Source organism: Bordetella flabilis (assembly GCF_001676725.1).
Classification (GTDB): Bacteria; Pseudomonadota; Gammaproteobacteria; order Burkholderiales; family Burkholderiaceae_B; genus Bordetella_C; species Bordetella_C flabilis.
Genome location: NZ_CP016172.1, coordinates 3,828,350 through 3,847,247, shown reverse-complemented (window position 1 = coordinate 3,847,247; position 18,898 = coordinate 3,828,350). Strand labels below are relative to the sequence as shown.

The 18,898-nt window shown below is 66.7% G+C and carries 16 protein-coding genes and 1 pseudogene; 10 read left to right on the top strand and 7 right to left on the bottom strand.

Features of this window, described 5'->3' with window-relative positions; all coding sequences use genetic code 11:
* Positions 1–4 precede the first annotated feature (4 nt).
* The 4 genes and pseudogenes from BAU07_RS16915 to BAU07_RS27810 all read left to right on the top strand — a co-directional run.
* Positions 5–1,690 carry an ATPase, T2SS/T4P/T4SS family gene (locus BAU07_RS16915; RefSeq protein ID WP_084026080.1) on the top strand — a complete coding sequence of 562 codons (1,686 nt, stop codon included), beginning with the start codon at positions 5–7 and terminating at the stop codon, positions 1,688–1,690.
* Positions 1,687–2,532, top strand: a complete 846-nt coding sequence (locus BAU07_RS16910) for a type II secretion system F family protein (protein ID WP_066659808.1) — start codon at positions 1,687–1,689, stop codon at positions 2,530–2,532. The genes BAU07_RS16915 and BAU07_RS16910 overlap by 4 nt, the downstream gene beginning before the upstream one ends.
* Before the next feature lie 61 nt (positions 2,533–2,593).
* Positions 2,594–3,472, top strand: coding sequence for a type II secretion system F family protein (locus tag BAU07_RS16905; RefSeq protein WP_066659804.1), 879 nt, complete (start codon positions 2,594–2,596; stop codon positions 3,470–3,472).
* Positions 3,472–3,684: pseudogene (locus tag BAU07_RS27810) on the top strand (DUF192 domain-containing protein); the annotation flags it as partial. The gene BAU07_RS16905 and the pseudogene BAU07_RS27810, both read left to right, overlap by 1 nt.
* 9 nt (positions 3,685–3,693) lie before the next feature.
* Here the strand turns inward: BAU07_RS27810 and BAU07_RS27575 are convergent.
* The gene (locus BAU07_RS27575) at positions 3,694–4,497 is read right to left on the bottom strand and encodes a BPSS1780 family membrane protein (RefSeq protein WP_066659802.1); all 804 of its coding nucleotides are present in this window, start codon (positions 4,495–4,497) and stop codon (positions 3,694–3,696) included.
* A gap of 62 nt (positions 4,498–4,559) precedes the next feature.
* A complete protein-coding gene (locus tag BAU07_RS16895) occupies positions 4,560–5,528 on the bottom strand; it encodes a homoserine kinase (RefSeq protein WP_066659799.1) in 969 nt (322 codons plus the stop codon).
* A 188-nt stretch (positions 5,529–5,716) separates the two neighbouring features.
* Here BAU07_RS16895 and dusA point away from each other — a divergent pair, with 188 nt between their 5' ends.
* Positions 5,717–6,691, top strand: a complete 975-nt coding sequence (gene dusA / locus BAU07_RS16890; RefSeq protein ID WP_066659797.1) for a tRNA dihydrouridine(20/20a) synthase DusA — start codon at positions 5,717–5,719, stop codon at positions 6,689–6,691.
* Between the two features lie 9 nt (positions 6,692–6,700).
* On the opposite strand, the gene BAU07_RS16885 is transcribed toward dusA, so the two are convergent.
* Together BAU07_RS16885 and BAU07_RS16880 are read right to left on the bottom strand one after the other, a co-directional pair.
* Positions 6,701–7,165, bottom strand: coding sequence for a CBS domain-containing protein (locus tag BAU07_RS16885; protein ID WP_066659796.1), 465 nt, complete (start codon positions 7,163–7,165; stop codon positions 6,701–6,703).
* Between the two features lie 32 nt (positions 7,166–7,197).
* On the bottom strand, positions 7,198–8,511 hold the full coding sequence (locus tag BAU07_RS16880; RefSeq protein ID WP_066659795.1) for a YihY family inner membrane protein: 1,314 nt from the start codon (positions 8,509–8,511) through the stop codon (positions 7,198–7,200).
* Between the two features lie 17 nt (positions 8,512–8,528).
* Between BAU07_RS16880 and BAU07_RS16875 the strand changes: the two genes are divergently transcribed.
* From BAU07_RS16875 to BAU07_RS16865, 3 genes are all read left to right on the top strand, one after another.
* A complete protein-coding gene (locus BAU07_RS16875) occupies positions 8,529–8,909 on the top strand; it encodes a DUF2069 domain-containing protein (RefSeq protein WP_066659793.1) in 381 nt (126 codons plus the stop codon).
* A 63-nt stretch (positions 8,910–8,972) separates the two neighbouring features.
* Positions 8,973–10,463, top strand: coding sequence for a protein adenylyltransferase SelO (locus BAU07_RS16870; RefSeq protein WP_066659792.1), 1,491 nt, complete (start codon positions 8,973–8,975; stop codon positions 10,461–10,463).
* Between the two features lie 276 nt (positions 10,464–10,739).
* On the top strand, positions 10,740–11,465 hold the full coding sequence (locus BAU07_RS16865; RefSeq protein ID WP_415830383.1) for a response regulator transcription factor: 726 nt from the start codon (positions 10,740–10,742) through the stop codon (positions 11,463–11,465).
* Positions 11,466–11,518: 53 nt separating this feature from the next.
* Here BAU07_RS16865 and BAU07_RS16860 read toward each other — a convergent pair whose 3' ends face one another.
* The 3 genes from BAU07_RS16860 to BAU07_RS16850 form a co-directional block, all read right to left on the bottom strand.
* The gene (locus BAU07_RS16860) at positions 11,519–12,868 is read right to left on the bottom strand and encodes a sensor histidine kinase (protein ID WP_157122278.1); all 1,350 of its coding nucleotides are present in this window, start codon (positions 12,866–12,868) and stop codon (positions 11,519–11,521) included.
* 112 nt (positions 12,869–12,980) lie between these two features.
* On the bottom strand, positions 12,981–14,915 hold the full coding sequence (locus tag BAU07_RS16855; RefSeq protein WP_066659790.1) for a bifunctional diguanylate cyclase/phosphodiesterase: 1,935 nt from the start codon (positions 14,913–14,915) through the stop codon (positions 12,981–12,983).
* Between the two features lie 179 nt (positions 14,916–15,094).
* Positions 15,095–16,378, bottom strand: a complete 1,284-nt coding sequence (locus BAU07_RS16850) for a GGDEF domain-containing protein (protein ID WP_066659789.1) — start codon at positions 16,376–16,378, stop codon at positions 15,095–15,097.
* Positions 16,379–16,873: 495 nt separating this feature from the next.
* On the opposite strand from BAU07_RS16850, the gene aroC reads away from it, so the two are divergent.
* Positions 16,874–17,935 carry a chorismate synthase gene (gene aroC, locus BAU07_RS16845; protein WP_066659787.1) on the top strand — a complete coding sequence of 354 codons (1,062 nt, stop codon included), beginning with the start codon at positions 16,874–16,876 and terminating at the stop codon, positions 17,933–17,935.
* Positions 17,936–17,997: 62 nt separating this feature from the next.
* Positions 17,998–18,837 carry a M48 family metallopeptidase gene (locus BAU07_RS16840; RefSeq protein WP_066659784.1) on the top strand — a complete coding sequence of 280 codons (840 nt, stop codon included), beginning with the start codon at positions 17,998–18,000 and terminating at the stop codon, positions 18,835–18,837.
* The last annotated feature ends 61 nt before the right edge of the window (positions 18,838–18,898 follow it).

Below are 18,898 nucleotides of genomic sequence, written 5' to 3'. Positions count from 1 at the left end.
CCGCATGGTGCGGGCCGCTCCGCCTGTCGTCCTGGGTCGCGGCCCCCACTGCGGCATCCGCTTGCGGCACTGGCGCGTCGGCCGCGACCATGCCGTGCTGACACTATCGGGCACCGACGTAGTCATCGAGGACATGGGTACGTTGTCCGGCACGCTGGTCAACGGAAAACGCGTGGCACGCTATGGACCCTTGAGTCCGGATGACGAGGTGCTTGTCGGCCCGTGTCTGCTCAAGGTGCGCCACGATGCAGCGATTGATATCCCGGCGCGTTCCTGCTTGCCGTACCCGGCGATGGAAACGCCGGCGCGGACCGCCGCGATCCCGCTGGCGGAGCCCGCGTACGCAGGGCAAGCCGCGGTGCAGGCGGCCATTGAGTTGCTGCCGCACCGTCAACGGCTACATGCTGCATTGCTGGAGGCGCTGGACCTGCGGCGCCGCGACGTGGCCAAGATGAGCGACACGCTGCTGCGTCGCGAAGCCGCCGATATGCTCCTCGATATCGTCAAGGCTGATACACGGTTGCCGGAAGCCGTGGACCGCGAGTCCCTGATGCGGGAAGTCCTGGACGAGGCGGTCGGCCTGGGGCCGCTGTCGCCGTTGATCGAGGATGGCACCATCACCGAGATCATGGTCAACCGCCATGACGAGATCTACGTGGAACGTGCGGGCTGCCTATCCAGGCATCCCACGGCTTTCAGCAGTGAACAGGCCGTGTTGGGCGTGCTCGAACGCATTGTGGCCCCAGTCGGACGCCGCATCGACGAAAGCTGCCCCATGGTCGATGCCAGGCTGCAGGATGGTTCGCGCGTGAACGCGGTGGTCGCGCCCGTGGCCCTCAAGGGCACCAGCCTCACGATACGCAAGTTCCCACGCCATGCGCTGGCGATGGACGACCTGGTGCGGCACGACTCCCTGAGCGACGCCATGGCCGTCTTCCTCGCCCGTTGCGTACGGGAGAGGTTGAACATCGTCGTGTCCGGCGGTACGGGATCCGGCAAGACGACGTTGCTCAATATCCTGTCCAATGCCATTCCGCAGGGAGAGCGCATCATCACCATCGAAGACGCCGCCGAGCTGCGGCTGCGGCACGCCCATGTCGTCGCACTGGAAGCTCGCCCGCCGAATCTGGAAGGGCGCGGCCGCATCGCCATTCGAGACCTGGTGCGCAACGCCTTGCGCATGCGGCCGGACCGCATCGTGGTGGGGGAGTGCCGTGGCCCCGAGGCTTTCGACATGCTGGCGGCCATGAACACCGGACACGAGGGGTCGCTGACCACGTTGCACGCGAATAGTCCGCGTGACGCGCTATCGCGGCTCGAAACCATGATCCTCATGGCCGGCATGGAGCTGCCCCTGTCCGCGGTGCGGGAACATATCGCGTCCAGCGTCCAGTTGATCGTCCAGCAGGCGCGCATGTCGGATGGCCGACGTGTCGTGACAGCCATTACGGAGGTCACCGGCATGGAGGGCGACCGCATCCAGACGCATGATCTTTTTCGCTATATCCGCCATGCCGCCGGTGGGGGTTTCTCCGGTTGCAGCACGATGCCCACCTTCGCGGAGCGCTGGCGGGACGCCGGCCGACCGCTGGATCCAGCGCTGTTCACCAACGATGCCACGGCGATCCTGTTCAACAGGCATTTCGCGTCCACGCCGCACAAGGCGCCGGCCACAGGAGCAACGCAGTGATATGGCTTGCCGCGATCGCGGCTACCTGCTGCATTATGGTGGCGTGTTGGAGCGCGTATGGCTGGCTGGCCGCCGCTTTGTCCCGCTACAGGCAGGTCTATACCGACGCGGCTGGGGCTCGGCTGGGAGAGGTTTTTCTCTTCGTCGACGCGCGCCAGCTGTGGCTGGTCAATCTGGCCGGCTGCGTGACGATAGCGTCGATGACCTATGCGGCCACGGCCAGCGTGCCGGCCGCGCTGATCGCCGGCTTGCTTCCTGTGCGCCTGCCGCACATTCTGATCGCATTGCTCCGGCGCCGCCGCCAGCATCGCTTCGATGCGCAATTGCCCGATATGTTGCTCGCGCTCGGGTCCAGCCTGCGCGCGGGCGCCAGCCTGCCGGGCGCCCTGCGACAGCTCGTCGAGCAATGCGAGGCCCCCTTGTCACAGGAGTTCGGGCTGATGCTGCGCGAGCAGCGTCTGGGTTTGTCGTTCGAAGCGACGCTGCTCAATCTGCAAGCCCGCATGCCGACGGAGGCCACCGGCCTGGTCGTGGCCGCGCTGCGTGTCGCCTCGCATACGGGCGGCAACCTGGCCGAAGCGCTCGAACGCATTGCCGCCGTCCTCCTGACCCGTCTTCAGTTGCAAGGCCGCATCCGGGCCCTGACGGCACAGGGCCGGCTGCAGGGTTGGATCGTGGGCGCATTGGCGCCGTTGCTGGCCGCTACCTTGACATGGCTGGATCCTGCATCCATGGCAGCCCTTTGGCACACGCCGGCCGGGTGGACGGCGCTGGTCGTCATGGCGCTGCTGGAGACAGCCGGTGTGGTCTGGATACGCCGCATTGTGAATATCGACGTTTGAACCCGTGGGCCCCGCAGAAAGGCATGGGCCACCGGCATAAGACAGGATCGGGAGGCAATCGATGCAATGGGTCGCCATCATCATGGCCGCAACCTTCGCCATAGGTGCCGCGGTAGTGCTAAGGCCGGCCTTGCGGCCGGTGGGCCGGACGCATCCGGTCGCGGGGACACTGCCGCCGGTATGGCGGGCGGCGTGGCCATGGCTGGAAGGCATGGCGCCGATGGCCGCGACGCTGCTTTCCTGGCGTCGCCGGATGCGCCTGGCCGACCGGATTCTGCGCGCGGGGCTTCCGGGCCGATTTACGCCAGGGCACGTGGTGGCCGCGCAATGGGCATGCGGGGTATGCGGCATGGTCTGCGTCATTGCCATGATGGCTGGCGCGGTGCCGCAGGTGGAGGGTATGACCCTGATGTCCGGTGCCATCGCAGGCGCTTTGGGCGCCGCCACGGCGCCGGGACTGTGGCTGCGTGGCGAGGTGCGCAGGCGCGCCGCGCGCATGGCGCGCGAGCTGCCTTTCCTTCTCGATATGACCACGCTCTGTGTCGAGGCGGGGTTGAATCTGCAAGGGGCTTTGCAGCAGGCGGCGCAGCAAGGGCCGGCCGGCCCCCTGCGCGACGAACTGCTGCGCGCACTGGGAGACATGCGGGCCGGCATGCCGCGCGGGGAAGCATTGCGAGCCTGGTCCCGGCGCGCCAATGTCGCCGGGGTGCGGGCGCTGACGGTTGCACTGGCGCAGGCCGACACACTGGGAATGAGCCTCGGCCCCATCCTGCGGGCACAGTCCGAGCGTCGGCGTGCCGAGCGCTTCCATCATGCCGAGAAACTGGCCATGCAGGCGCCGGTCAAGATGCTTTTCCCCTTGATCGGCTGCATCTTTCCTTGCACTTTCATCGTGCTGGCCTTTCCGATCGCAGTGCAATTCTGGCAGGTGGCGCAGTGATGCCCGAACGCCGCATTCGTCTGCTGCGGGTGGGCTCCTGGCAAGGGCGCCTGCGCGGCCTGCTGTTTCGCGCCAAGCCCCGCTCAGGGGTCGGCCTGTGGCTGCGGCCGTGCCGTGCCGTGCACAGCTTCGGGATGCGCTATCCCCTGGATGTGGTGTTCCTCGACGGCCGGAACCGGCCGATCCGGGCAGTCAAGGCCCTGCAGCCTTGGCGCGTCGCCTTATGCCTGCGTGCCCTGTCCGTTGTCGAACTGGAGGCCGGCGTTGTTGATATCGAAGACGGACGTATAGGCGGGATAGAAACTGCTGTACAGAATGCCGCCCGCGGCGATATTGACGGGAATCTGCAAGGTATTGATCAACGTGGCCGGCAGGCCGATCGCCACCAGCATGCTGGCGCAGAAGTCAATGCCCAGGAAAACGGCGGCCCAGGTCAGGCCATACACCGCGAATGCCCATTTATTGCGCCAGCACGCAATACCGGAAAAGAAAAGCGCCTGGACCAGCCGCACGTTATGCCAGGCGATGAGCACCGGCGCATGCCAGAACAGGGAAGCGATGATGACATACAGCGTGCCGAACAGCAGCAGCGGAACGCGCATGGCCTCCAGAAACGGCGTCAGGTCATTCGTGACGGAGGCCGCACGCACGCCTTCCGTCAGCTCCGCCGAGAACGGCAGGAACGCGAGCAGGCCGGCCAGCATGCACAGCGCGGCGTACAGCCCACCGAGGATAAGCAGCTTCTTGAAGATGCCCGGCTTCTGCAAGGGCTTGAGCCACATCGACGGCAGCATCGTCCGGTCTGCGTCGATATGCTTGCAGGCCGACAGGGTCATCAGCGTGACGATGGGCATCAGGCCAACGAAGAAGAGCGGCCCTATGGGCGGCGTGAAGGTGGCGAATAGAACCAGAAGGCTGACGGCGAGCGCCCAGGTGAACAATGCCAACGGCTGGCGCAAGAACAGCCGGAATCCATCGCGCGCCCACTGCCAGCCGGCCGTTGCAGGTAAAGATGCTGCTTGCATGATCGTCGGCTCGCTATGCTGCCAGGAGTAGTGTCATTCTTCGATTATGGGGCCAGGGAGGTTCAGGGCAAGGGCGGGGCGGCCTCTCGGTGGCGCGCCAGCAACACTCTTTCGAAGTGCCTGGGGTCGTGGGGCTTGAGGGTCTGTGCCGGCCGGGGAACGTAGAAGTCATACAGCCGGGACAGCCAGAACCGCAGCGCCGCGGCCCTCAGCATGGCCGGCCAGGCCTGCCTTTCCTCGGGCGTGAAGGGGCGCTCAGCGGCGTAGGCCTGCAGCCAGGCCTGGGCGAGCTCCGGTACGATTGCGCCGGTTTCGCGGACAATGCACCAATCATTGATGCTGACCGCCACATCGAACAGCCAGGTGTCGCAGCCCGCGAAGTAGAAATCGATGAATCCGCCCATGTGCGGCGCGTCGAAGGTGCCGGCGAAGAGGACGTTGTCGCGGAACAGGTCGCAGTGCGCCGGTCCTGCGGGCAGGGCCTGCCATATGGGCTCTGTCGCGAGTCGCTCCTGTTCCGCCAGCGTTCGCGACAGCATCCCGGCCTGCGCCGCATCCAGGAAAGGCGTCACCTTGGGCGCGGTCTCGCGCCACCAGGACAGGCCGCGCAGGTTGGGCTGGCGTAGGGCAAAATCGCGCGCCGCGAGATGGGCGCGGGCGAGCGTCTGTCCCGTCAACCTGCAATGAAGCGGGCCGGGCGCCGGCTCGTACCCGCCGGGCAGGCGTGTGACGATGGAGCAAGGTTTCCCGTGCATGTCCGCCAGCCGGGCGCCATCGTGTCCCGTCTGCGGCTGCGGCACCGGAACGCCACGTTCGGCCAGCAGGTGCATCAGCTCGATATAGAAGGGCAGCTGCTCGCGCGTCAGAACCTCGAAGACGGTCAACACATATTCGCCTGCCGTCGTGGTCAGGAAGTAATTCGTGTTTTCGATACCGGCCGTAATGCCACGCAGGGATATCAGCTCACCGAGCTCGAAGTGTGTCAGAAGGGCGCGCGCGTCGTCGTCGGAGACGGTTGTGAATACGGCCATGGAAGAGATGGCAAGGGTTATGGGGCAGCCGGCAGGGCTCGTGAGGCGGCGTAGTGCAGCCACGGCGGCGCAATTTTAGACTACCTGGGGGTGCCGCCGCTCCGCAAAGGCTAAAATCGTGCGAGTTCTCACCTGGCCCCTTGGTTCTTTACGTGCTTTCTTCCGACTGGCGGCTGTGCGTCGCCCCGATGATCGATGTCACCGATCGCCACTGCCGCTACTTCCATCGGCTGCTGGCGCCGCACGCGCGCCTCTACACCGAGATGATAACCACGGGCGCCTTGCTGCATGGCGATGTCGCCCGGCATCTGGATTTCGATCCGGCGGAACATCCCGTCGCCCTGCAGTTGGGCGGCAGCGAACCCGACGCCCTGGCCCAGGCTGCGCGGCTCGGCCAGCGGTGGGGCTATGACGAGATCAATCTGAACTGTGGCTGTCCGTCAGAGCGGGTCCAGCGCGGCGCGTTCGGCGCCTGCCTGATGGCCGAGCCCGACCTGGTGGCCGACTGCATCAAGGCCATGCGCGACGCCGTCGACGTGCCGGTCACGGTCAAGCATCGGCTGGGTCTCGACCACGACGAGTCATATTCCTTCGTGCGCGATTTCGTCGGCAAGCTGTATGACGCCGGTTGCCGCGTCTTCATCGTGCATGCCCGCAACGCCGTCCTGAAAGGGCTTTCGCCCAAGGACAATCGCGAGATCCCGCCTTTGCGCTACGACGCCGCGGCCGCGCTCAAGCGCGATTTCCCGGATTGCGTCATCGTTCTGAACGGCGGCTTGGGCGACGCGCAAGCGGCCCTGCGGGCCACCGCGGACTTTGACGGCGCCATGCTGGGTCGCGCGGCCTGGCACACGCCCAGGGTGCTGTCTGAAGTATCGCAACAGCTTTGGCCCGGCCTGCGGCTGCCGGGCGATGCCCAGGTGGTCGACGCCATGACGCGATACGCCGCGCGCGAGGTCGCCAAGGGCGTGCCTCTGCGGGTGCTGGTGCGTCCATTGCTGGGATTGGTGAACGGGCAGGCCGGCGCGCGACGTTGGCGGCGGGTGCTGTCCGATGCGGCGGCCTTGAAGGCCGACGACCCTGGGCTGATCTACCACGCCTGGCGCAGCGTGCGTGGCCACGCGCCGCGCCAGGCCGAGCCCGCCGGGGCGTCGGCGGACTGAAACGGCAGTTCAGGGGTTGGAGGCCGAGGCGTCCTCGTCCATGGGCCAGTCGCGGATATACGCCTTCAACATATTGTTTTCGAAGCGCTGCGCGGCGACGATGGCCTGCGCCATGTCGTAGAACGAAATCACGCCCATCAGCATGTTGCCGTCCATGACAGGGATATAGCGCGCGTGTTTTTCCAGCATCAGGCGCTGCACTTCCTCGGCGCTGGTGTTGGGCGTCACGCTCACCGGCGCGTCGTCCATGATGGCGCGCACGGTGGTGTCGCCAAGCACGCCGTTGTTGCGGCACAGGTGCTTGATGATTTCCCGGAATGTGAGCATCCCGGTGAGCATCCCGGATTCCATGATGACCAGCGACCCGATGTCCTGATGGCTCATCGTGTCGACGGCCGTCTTCACAGGGGTATCCGGGGTGGCCGTATACAGGGTGTCGCCCTTGACGCGAAGAATTTCGCTGACTTTCAACATGATGTCCTCCACGGGCGCGTGCGCGCCCAGCCTTATTTTTTGACGGCCTCGATCTTCAGGATGTCCGCCGAGCCATTGCCGGTATTGTGCGCTTCCTGCATGAGTTCTTCCAGCGTGGGAGCTGGACCGGCAGCCAGGATCGCCTGGGCCAGCCGCAGGATCTCCGGGGTGTCGCGCACGCGCCTCTGGCTCCGATCCAGGAGGAAACGGTCGAAAAGAGGCCCCAGGGAGGCGCGGCGGGGGTCGCAGGCCAGTATCCAGCGCTGTTCCTGCGTGCGGGCGACCATCCCCAATTCGGCCAGCGCTTCCAGCACGGCGTTGAGCTCGTCGTGATGCAGGTGCAGGTCCACGGCCAGGCGGCTGGTGCTGCGGCCCGCGGGCCCGCCCGTACCCATGTTGCGATACAGGCAGCGCAACACCTCGACGGCATCGACGAAGGCGGCGCCAGGGTCGCGGTTGATGTCCCAGCGGCCCACGCGGATCATGGGCAGGCTCGCCGCCACCGTGGCGCCAAACAACACCGCCAGCCAGGACAGATAGATCCATAGCAGGAAGATGGGCAGGGTGGCGAAGGCGCCGTAGATGACCGTATAGGTCGGGAAGCGGGTCAGGTAGTAGGCGAAGGCGGACTTCATCAGCTCCAGCACGATAGCGGTGCCGAAACCACCCGCCAGGGCGTCGCGCCACGCGACGCGGCGGTTGGGGACCACGACGAACAGCGCGGCGAAACCGAGCCCGGTCAGGAGCAGGGGGATGAAGGAGACGGCCAACCCGACGACGTCCGGCACGTCCCGCACCAGGCCCAGCGATTCACGCGCCAGGAAGGACGTCGCCCACAGGCTCGCGCCGGCCACCACGGGTCCCAGCGTCAGCACGGCCCAGTACACCAGGGCACGCTGCGACACCGGTCGCTGGCGCGCCACATGCCAGATGTCGTTGAAGGTTTTGTCGATCGTCATGATCAGCAGGATCGACGTGATCAGCAGCAGCCCGCCTCCGATCGCGGTCAGGCGACTGGCCTGGCGGGCGAACTGGTTCAGGTAATTCATGATGTTGTCCGATACCGCGGGGGGCATCAGGCTATGGGTCAGGAAATCCTCCAGCGCGATGCGGAATTCCTGGAAGACCGGAAAGGCGGTGAACAGCGACAGCACCACGGCAAGCATCGGGACGATCGCGAGGACGGTGGTGAAGGTGAGGCTGGAAGCGACTTGAAGGAGCTGCTCTTCGCCAGCTCGGTGAGCGGCGAAGCGCAGCACTTTCGCGACCCTGTTCGCCCAGGAGGCGCGGGCGGAGAGTGATTCCGGCGCCGCATCGCCGGCTGCCGTATCGACGGGCGGTTTCATGGGGCGATAATAGCAGCATGGATATCGAACTCAACAATAAACTGCGCTGGGCCTGCGTCGTGTCGCTGCTGGCGCTGACCGTATTGTGCGTGCTGTGGGAAACCGTCCTGGCGCCGCTCCGTCCTGGCGGCTCGTGGCTGCTGCTCAAGGCCCTGCCGCTGGCGTTTCCCTTGCGTGGCATCGTCCGCGGCAGGCTCTATACATACCAATGGGCGGCGATGCTGATCCTGTTGTATGCCATGGAAGGCGCGGTGCGGCTCATGTCCGACCTGGACCCCTATTCCGCCATGCTCGCGGGTGTGGAACTTGCGTTGTCGCTGGTGTTTTTTTGCTGCGCCATCCTTTACGTCAGGCCCGCCAAGCGAGCCGCGCGCAGCCGCAAAGCCGCCGCGGCCTGACACGCCGCCAGCACCAACCACCAGGATCTCTCCATGTCAGCCGTGTCAGGTATGTCGTCCTCAATGCAACTCGCGCATAGCCTGGCGGAGTTGCCCATGAGCAATTCCTTCGCCGGCCTGCCGCCCGCCTTCTACACGCGTTTGCAGCCCCAGGGCCTGAACGCCCCTCGCCTGCTGCATGCGAACGAGGCCGCCGCCGCCCTGATCGGCCTGGCGCCCGACGCCCTCCATACCGACGCCTTCCTCGAAGTATTCTCGGGCCGCGCGCCGCTACCCGGCGGGGACACGCTGGCGGCCGTCTATAGCGGGCACCAGTTCGGCGTCTGGGCGGGGCAGCTGGGCGACGGACGGGCCCACCTGCTGGGTGAGGTCGACGGGCCTCATGGCGGCTGGGAACTGCAGCTCAAGGGCGCCGGGATGACGCCCTATTCGCGCATGGGCGATGGCCGCGCCGTGCTGCGTTCGTCAGTGCGCGAATACCTGGCCAGCGAAGCCATGCAAGGCCTGGGCATCCCGACGACCCGGGCGCTGGCGCTGGTGGTTTCCGACGATCCGGTCATGCGCGAGACGGTGGAAACGGCAGCCATCGTCACCCGCATGGCCCCCAGCTTCGTACGCTTCGGCTCCTTCGAGCACTGGGCGGCCCGCCGGCAGCCGGACAAGGTGCAGACACTGGCCGACTACATCATCGACCGCTTCTATCCCGAATGCCGCCGCCCTGCGCCCGGGGAGCCGGATGGGCCCCATGCGCCGCTCATCCGCCTGCTCGAGGCGGTCACCGCGCGCACCGCGCGCCTGATGGCGGCCTGGCAGTGCGTGGGCTTCTGCCATGGCGTGATGAACACCGACAATATGTCCATCCTTGGCCTGACGCTCGACTATGGGCCTTATGGGTTTATGGACGGTTTCCGGCTCGACCATGTCTGCAATCATTCGGATTCGGAGGGACGGTACGCCTGGAACCGGCAGCCTTCGGTCGCGCTCTGGAATCTCTATCGCCTGGCCGGGAGCTTCAATAGCGTGGTGCAGGATGCCGACGCCCTGAAGGCCGTGCTGGATCGATACGAGGCTATCTTCACCGAGGCCTTTCACCGTGGCATGGCGGCCAAGCTGGGCCTGGAGGCCTGGCGCCCCGAAGACGAAGCCTTGCTCGATGGCCTGCTGACGCTGATGCACGAACAGCGGGCGGATTTCACCTTGTCGTTCCGCCGGCTTTCCAGCGCCGTGCGGGGCGATGCGCAACCGTTCGTTGATCTTTACATCGATCGGGACGCGGCCCGCGCCTGGCTCGAGAGCCTGCTGGCGCGGCAGGCGCAGGCGCCCCGGGAAGCCGCCACGCTCGCCGAGGCGATGGATCGCGTCAATCCGCTCTACGTCTTGCGCAATCATCTCGCCGAGCAGGCTATCCAGGCGGCGCAAAAGGGAGATGCCCAGGTCATCGAGCAACTGCTCGAGGCGCTGCGCGATCCCTTTACCGAACGGCCTGCCTCCGCGGCGTACGCCGGCCTGCCGCCAGACTGGGCGAGCGACATTGAAGTGAGCTGCTCCTCCTGAAGCGATGCATCCGCGCGACGCTCTGGCGTTCCAGAACACGTTCTATCCACGCGGAATGTAGGATTTGTTGCAATCTGTGCAGATTTGGTGCATCCTGGGATCGCGGAAGGAACCGTAAAAATGGGAGAGAAAGTCTCATTTTTGCGCTGTTTGGGGCGCCGCTTTCGCATTGTTACCGATGTTAGAATTGCGCCGCTGCCGCAGGCAGCGTGACGCCTTTCCGCAGCGGCCGGGTCCTGTAAACGCCAGCGCGGGACCTATTTCCGGGGATATATCGTGCAAACGCAAGTGGCAGACGGTGTGCTATGTATCGGTCTGTTAGAGGATGATGCGGACTTTCGTGAAGAGCTCGTCCTGGGCTTGGGCGGCTACGGCTTTCGCGTCAATTTCGCGTGTGGCAGCGCTGCCGAGTTCCATCGCTACATGGAAACTCACCCGTGCGATGTCGTCATCCTGGACGCCAACGTGCAGGGCGGCGAAGACGGCTTTTCCGTCGCAACCCGGTTGCGCGCCCTGCAGCCGGTCGGGATCGTGATGCTGACGGGCCGCGCGGCGCTGGAAGATCGCGTGCGAGGCCTGGAGGGCGGGGCGGATATCTACATGACCAAGCCGGTGGACCTGCTGGAGCTCAGCTCGGTCATCCGCAGCCTGGCGCGGCGGATGCGCCTGTCGCGCAACCCGGCGCCGCAAGGCGCCGCGGCCGAACGGGCGAGCCAGACCTGGAGCTTGCAGGATGGCGGCTGGATCCTGGTATCGCCGGAAGGCTCGTCCTTGCACCTGAGTGCCCAGGAACGGGTGTTCCTGAACGCCCTTATCGACGCCAGCGGCAATGTCGTCAGCCGGCAAGCCTTGTCGGAGTTGTTCAGTCCGTCCAACCCCAGCGAATTCGAACTCCGGCGCATCGATGTGCTGGTCAGCCGCCTGCGCGCGAAGGCGCAGTCCAGCGGCATGAAACTTCCTGTGCTGTCGGTGCGCGGCCAGGGTTATGTGTTCGCCGCCTGAGGGGCACCGTGGCCATATGCCGCGACCAGGGCGCGGTAGCGGATCCGGCTACGTCAACGGACCTTCGCGATAGGCAGGGTGATGGTGAAGCGGGCGCCTTGCCCGGGTTCGCTTTCGACGGTCAGCGTGCCGCCCTGCCGTTCGCAGATCTTGCGCACCAGGTATAGCCCCAGGCCCAGGCCCTTCGTTTCCCGATGTGCCGCGCGACGGAAGTGCGGGTCGAAGATGCGGTCCTGGTCTTCCTTTTCGATCCCCGGCCCGCGGTCCTGGACGGCTATCCAGGCGCTGCGCTCGCCGCGTGCGGTCAATGTCCCGACCTGTATGACAATGGGCTGGTCCGCCGGCGAGTATTTCGCCGCATTGTGGACCAGGTTGCGCAACACCACCCCGGTCAAGGGGCCGTCGCACCACGCCATAGCGGGCGCGGGCGCTTCCAATTGAAGCCGGTGAGCGATGTCCGCCTGCACCGCCGCGACGACATCGGCCGCCAGTCGGCTCAGGTCCACGGACGCCTGCTGCGGTGCGACGGCATCGTCATAGATGCTTTCCTGCCCCAGCAACTGGTCCATCAGCTCGGTGAGGCGCGCCACGGCGCGCCCGATGCGTTGCAGCCGGCTGTCTACCTGTTCGTCGCTGCCTTCGAGCACCATTTCCAGCGACTGCACGGCGGCGCTGATGGTCGCCACGGGCGCGCGCATCTCGTGGGCCAGCAGCGCATTCATCTGCCGTTGCTGTTCCATTACTTCGTTCAGGGTCGCCAGGCGGGTTTCGATCTGGCGCTGGCCGGCCGTCCATGCGGCGGGCAGGGCCGCGCTTTCGGCGGGCGGGGCGGGGCGATGCCGGGCCGCGGCGCGGCGGCCCAAGGGATCCGGCCTGGACAGCGCCGCCATGGCAAGCAGCAGGACGGTGCCGAGTGCGCCGACCGCCGTGGCGCACGCCGCCAGGGCGGGCGCCAGGCTGGCGGCATCGAGCCGCGCCAGCCGCGCCAGCGCTTCGCCTGCCGCCGGAAATCCCGCGGCTGGGCCGGCGACGGCGCCCGACACGGCCACCAGCACCCAGGCCACGAGTCCCGCCAGCACGGCTGCCAAGCGCAGGCCGCGTATGCGAAAGCCGCGTGCAACCATCCATGCCACGGCGCACGCACCCAGGCCCAGGCCGGCGGCCGATAGGTTGGCCTTGTCGGCCTCCGCCACCCAGGCGGCCAGGGCGCCGCGCAGCAGGGCCCACCGCAGGGCCTGGGAAACCAGCAGCAGGATGACTGCGCCGGTGGTGAACCCCGCACTGCGCCGCCGCCATGCGAGCAGGCAGCAGAGCAGGATCGCGACCGCCATGGCGATTGCAGCGGCGCGGACAGACATCAACAAGCCGCTCGTGACGGTGGAATACCAGAGATCAGGGTTCATGCAGGCAGCAAATGAGCGGAGGCATCCGGCACGCTCGCGCGTCCGGTGCCCGCAGGGGCGGCGTTAGGTTGCGCGGAAGTATAGCGGTATGGCGTAGGGGCAGCGCCGGGCCTCAGGCCGTGACGGGTTCAGTGGAATAGTGCACCGGCACGATACCGATGCGGTCCAGGAAGCGCCGCGTTTGTTCATCGGACGCCCCGTCCGCGTATACCTCCACGCCCAGCGCCTTTGCCGTTTCACGGACGGAGGCCGCAAGGTGGCGGCTGCCCGGGCTGCACGCGATGCCGTCCACGAAGTCCTCATCCAGCTTCACGTAGGCGATGGGCAGCTCGTGCAGGCGGGTCATCGCGACGAAGTCCTGGGCCAGCCGGCGTACCCCGACGCGTGCGCCGGCGTCGCTGACCACTTCGCACAGCCCGCGCACATTGGCGAAGTTGTCCACGAGCCCGCGCGCCTCGATTTCCAGCGTCAGGCGGGCCGCCTGGGCCGGCCGGTCCTGCAACATCTGGCCGAGCCGCGGCAGGAAATTCGACTGGCCCAAGGATGGTACCGCCACGGCGAGCGCCAGTTTGCCGGCGTGGGATACCAGCCAGTCCAGCGCCAGCCGTACTGCCTGGATATCGCATTCGGAGGACAGGCCGAGGCGGATCGCCGCCGGCATGAAGATATGCGCGGGGATGGGAGCCGGCGCTTCGGCGTCATGCAGCATCAACGCCCCTTCGTCGCGCAGCAGCGATCCGTCCGGGCCCAGCACATATTGTGTGGACAACGAAAAACGATGCTGCTCAAGCGCCATGACCAGCGTGTCCCGCCACTGGTGTTCGCCAGCCGCCTCGGCCCGTCCGGGTTCCTCCGCGTGGACGATGGCGTCGGTGTCGCTGCTCTCGGCCCGCATGAGCCCGTGGTCCAGCAGCGCCAGCAGTTCGCTGGCGTTGTCGCCGCCGGCGTAAGGCGCCATCGCCAGCGCCCAGCGGCACCAGTTGCGCTCGCCCAGCGATACGCGCAGCGCGCGCAGTTCGTGCCGCAATTGCTCGGCCAGCGCGCCGGCCTGCGCCGACGGTACCCCGTGCAGCAGGAGTGCGAAATCCGAGCCGTTCAGGCGTCCGAGCAGGAAGGCGGGCAGATGACGGCGCCCGACCTTCTGGTCCAGCCGCGATGCCACGGAGCGCAGCCACTGGTCGGTGAAATCGCGCGGCATATGCCGGTTGATCGCCGCCAGGTCCCGTTGCCGGAACATCACCACGTAGCCCGCTTCGGCGCCGTCCTCGCGGGGACCGCTGTTCAGCGCGCGGCGCAGTTCGTTGAAGAAGTACTTGCGATTCGGCAGTCGGGTGACGGGGTCCAGGTTGAGTTCCAGCTGCAGCGATTCGATCCGGGCGTTGGCCTCTTCGGCCGTGGTGCGAAACCGTTCGCGCGCCTCGACCAGGGCATTCGCGACGTCCGCCATTTCCCGCCATGGCGGCAGGGCCTGGGGGTCGGCTTCGCCGCGTGCCAGCGCACGCACCTGGACGCTGATGCCGTGGAGCAGCCGCTTCTGCAGCCAGCGCAACATGGCGCCGACGTAGAGCAACCATGACACGCCCCCCAGCCCGACCAGCACTGCCAGCGCGATCGACTGCCGCCACAGGGCTTCCACGGCCTTGGCATCATCGGCCAGGACGGTGACGGTGCCGCTTCCCCCCTGTCCGGTCCGGAAGCCCCGGGTGGCTGCTGCGGGGACCAGCGAAAGCAGTTCGCCGAACCAGGCGGGGGCGCGATTCGATCCCGGCTCGCGGCGGTATTCGAACGGGATGCCGCCTTCCACCTTGACCAGGCGATAGGCGTCGCCGGCGTAGAGCTCGTGCGCGACGGCACGCCATCGGGTCTCGCTGGGCGTGGGATCGTGCGCATATACGGTTGCGAGCGCCGCCGCAGTCCCTTCACCCCGCGCCTGCAATTCCTCACGCAGGTAGCGGCGCGCCGTATCGATGCTCAAGGCCTGCAAGGCGATGAACAGCAGCGCGGTGGCCGCGACGACGCTGACAACCAGTTGGCGCAATAGGGACATGGGTTGGCGGCTGTTTTTGCTCGACGATCGTTGACGGGCGGCCCGTGCGGCAGCCGTACCCAAATCATGGGAAAAATCGCGCATAGTGTAGGGCGATTTCGCGTGCGCGGAGTGGAACTTGCGCCGTGTGTGACCGCCCTTCGAGCGGGCCGGCGTGGGGTATGCGCGCGCTGGCGCCGTTATTGCGCGATTTCCTCGCGCTCGCGCCCGTAGACTTCCACCCGGTTGCGGCTGCCGCTCTTGGCGCGATACAGCGCCATATCGGCCCGCATCAACAGCGTATCCAGGGAGACGCCCGGCTCGTGCATCGCCAGGCCCAGCGAGATCGTCATGCTGAGCGGTCCGCCCTCCAGCAGGCCGATTTTCATCCCGGCCACGGCCTGGCGCAGGCGTTCGGCGGCCACGAGCGCGGCCGGCAGATCGGTGTGCGGCATCAGGACCGCGAACTCTTCGCCGCCGAAGCGGCCGATGATGTCGCTGTCGCGCAGGGTGTTCGTGATGGTGTCGGTGACGCGCCGTATGGCCTGGTCGCCGACATGATGGCCGTAGCGGTCATTGATGGACTTGAAGTGGTCGATATCGATGAGCAGGGCGGCGAGCGGGTGCGGATAGCGACGGCATTGCAGAATCTGGGCCTCGGCCGTCTCCATGAACGCACGCCGGTTCTTCAGCCCGGTCAATGGATCCGTATTGGCCAGCCAGACGAGCTGGCGCGTACGGTGGGCCACGGCCGACTCCAGCCGTGCATTGGCCTGCGCCATGCGCTGGTTGAAATGGCGCGCATGCCGGTTGAGCACCAGCAGCCAGATGGCAAGGATGCCACTGCAGCCCAGCAAGCCCGCGAACGCCCACTGCAGGCGCCCGAAGCCGTCCAGCAAGGCGCCCTTGTGGCGGTTCGCCGTACCGCGTTGTGCCTGGTGCACCACCCCCGCGATGCGGTCCGCCAGCAGGCGGGCTTCTTCCGCGTGGCTGGCCAGGTCCTGCGCGGCGGCGCGGATGCGGGCGGGGTCGCCGGTCTCCGTGGCTTCACGCCAGGCCTTGAGCCGTTCGTCCAGCATCTGCATGTCGGCTTGCCCTGCCGGCGCGGCGCGGACCAGGGCCACGCCGGGCGCGCTTTCGGCGGTGCCTGGATTGACGAAGGTGGAAAGCGCCTGCAGCCGCTGCACGAACTCGCGCGGATCCCCGCCGTTACCTGCGGTCTGCGCACCCGCGATCAAGCGGTTCATTTGTGCAACCAGTCGATAACTGAACAGTCCCGCGTCCTCGCCGCCCGGCTGGGATGCCAGGCGGGCCTGCGCGAACAAGGTCGAGCCGGCCAGTATCGCCAGGGTCACCATCGCCGCGAGCAGGCTGGTCAAGGCGATGGCGAGCCCGCGCCTCCGGGGCCCCGGAGCGGGAGCGTGCCAGTTGTCGTCCTGTGGAATATCGGACGCCTTGGCCTTCGTCGGCGGCGGCTGCGTCATCGTGTCGCGTGGAGAGGCGACCAGCCGGTCAGGCCGGGGGGGCGCACCTGGCGCCACCACTGCCTGGCCAGCCGGGCGGGGCGGCACGGGTCGCGACGGGCGCTGTGGTAGGCTGCCCGGGCAAGCGATCGTACATGCAGTCTCTCTCCTTCGAGGATGGTGAGCGCAACGCAACGGAGCGGATCGGCCCGGAACTTTACCGGGTCCCGGCAGGGTAGGCGCGCGAAAAGACGTCGTTGCGGCACCGCGCGGCACTATAAAACGCGGTCTGATACAAAAAGCATCTGGGATTTTCAGTGGGTTAGCATTTTGAGTCCGGAACTAGGTCCTATCAACAACGAATAATCACATCGCATTGCCGAGTTTGGGCTCTTTATTGCTTACTGTCTCTTTGTATGCAACTTCTGTCGCTCTTTAACGTCGTCCCCGCTACGACATGCGGCAATGTCATAATCCGGCTCAGCTCCCACCTTGTGCGCTTTGTGCAAAAAGATCATGTCCGGCAATACATTAGGCAAGCTTTTCTGCGTCACCAACTTCGGCGAATCCCACGGCCCGGCCATCGGCTGCGTCATCGACGGTTGCCCGCCGGGCTTGGCCCTGACGGCCGAGAACATCCAGCTTGAGCTCGACCGCCGCCGCCCCGGTACGTCGCGGCACGTCACCCAGCGCCAGGAAGCCGACCAGGTCGAGATCCTGTCGGGCGTCTTCGAAGGGCAGACCACCGGGACGCCGATAGGCCTCCTGATCCGCAACACGGACGCCCGCAGCAAGGACTATGCGAACCTGGCCGATACGTTCCGTCCCGGGCATGCCGACTACACCTATTTTCGCAAGTATGGCGCGCGCGATCCGCGCGGTGGCGGCAGGTCCTCCGCTCGCCTGACCGCACCCACGGTGGCGGCCGGCGCGATTGCCAAGAAATGGCTCGACGCGCAACATGGCGTGCGGATCAGGGGCTATATGAGCCAGCTCGGCCCCATCGCAATCCCCTTCCAGAGTTGGGACGAAGTCGCGCAAAACCCCTTCTACGCCCCGAATGCCGAGGTCGTGCCGGAGCTTGAAGCGTACATGGACCAGTTGCGGCGCGATGGCGACTCGGTCGGCGCGCGCATCGAAGTGGTGGCGGAAAATGTTCCCGCGGGGTGGGGCGAGCCGCTGTACGACCGCCTGGACGCAGACATCGCCCACGCCATGATGGGTTTGAATGCCGTCAAGGGGGTGTCGATCGGCGCCGGATTCGACTGCGTGGCGCAGCGCGGCTCCGAGCACGGCGACGAGATCACGCCAGACGGTTTTGCCAGCAACCATGCCGGGGGTGTCCTGGGCGGCATCTCCACGGGGCAGGCGGTGACCGTGTCGCTGGCCATCAAGCCGACATCGAGCATACGCATCGAGCGGCGGTCCATCGACCGCGCAGGAGCGCCCACGACCGTACAGACGCTGGGGCGCCACGACCCCTGCGTCGGCATCCGAGCCACCCCGATCGCCGAGGCGTTGCTGGCGCTGGTGCTCATAGACCACGCCTTGCGGCACCGTGGCCAGTGCGGCCAATAGCCGCGCAGCGCCGTCCGAGGCATCGTGCCGGAACGCGACATCACCACAGCAGAGGAGCAAACATGATCCATCGCAGAAGGCGGGCCCATGGCGTCCTTGGGGCCGCGGTATTGGCAGTGGTCGTGCTGGCGGGTTGCAGCACGGTGCAGACGACGGGAGGCGGCGCGGTTGGGGTCGAGCGGACGCAATACATGTCCAGCCTCGTATCGTCCCAGGCCCTGCAGCAGGAGTCGGACCAGCAGTACGCATCCATCCTGTCCCAGGCCAAGGCGAAGAACCTGCTGGACGTGAATGCGCAGCAGGTAGCCCGCGTGCGTGGCATCGCACAGCGCCTCATCGCCCAGGTCGGCGTGTTCCGCCCCGATGCCACCTCGTGGAACTGGGAAGTCCACGTGCTGACCATGAACGAAGTCAATGCGTGGTGCATGCCGGGCGGCAAGATGGCGGTCTATACCGGCCTGCTCGACCAGATCAAGCCCACCGATGCCGAACTGGCGGCCGTCATGGGCCACGAGATTGCCCATGCGTTGCGCGAACATGCGCGCGAGCGGGTGTCGCAGCAGATGGCGACCAGTGTCGGTCTGTCGGTTCTGTCGGTAGTGACGGGGTCGAACGCGGCTTCCGATCTGGGCGGCAAGCTGACCGACGTCATGTTCACGCTGCCGAATAGCCGCACGCACGAAACCGAAGCCGACCGCATGGGCGTGGAGTTGGCGGCGCGGGCCGGCTACGACCCATCGGCTGCAGTTACCCTGTGGCGCAAGATGGGCGCCGCCGCGCAGGGCAACGCCCCGCCGGAGATCCTCTCCACGCACCCCTCGGCCGAGTCCCGCATTGCCGATCTACAGGCGGCCTCGCAGCAGGTCATGCCGCTGTATCAGCAGGCCACAGCCAAGAAGTAGCAGCGCAAGGGAGCCGGCCCGCGGGGCCGTGCCGCGGCGTGGCGCAGCGGCCAGGGGGCGT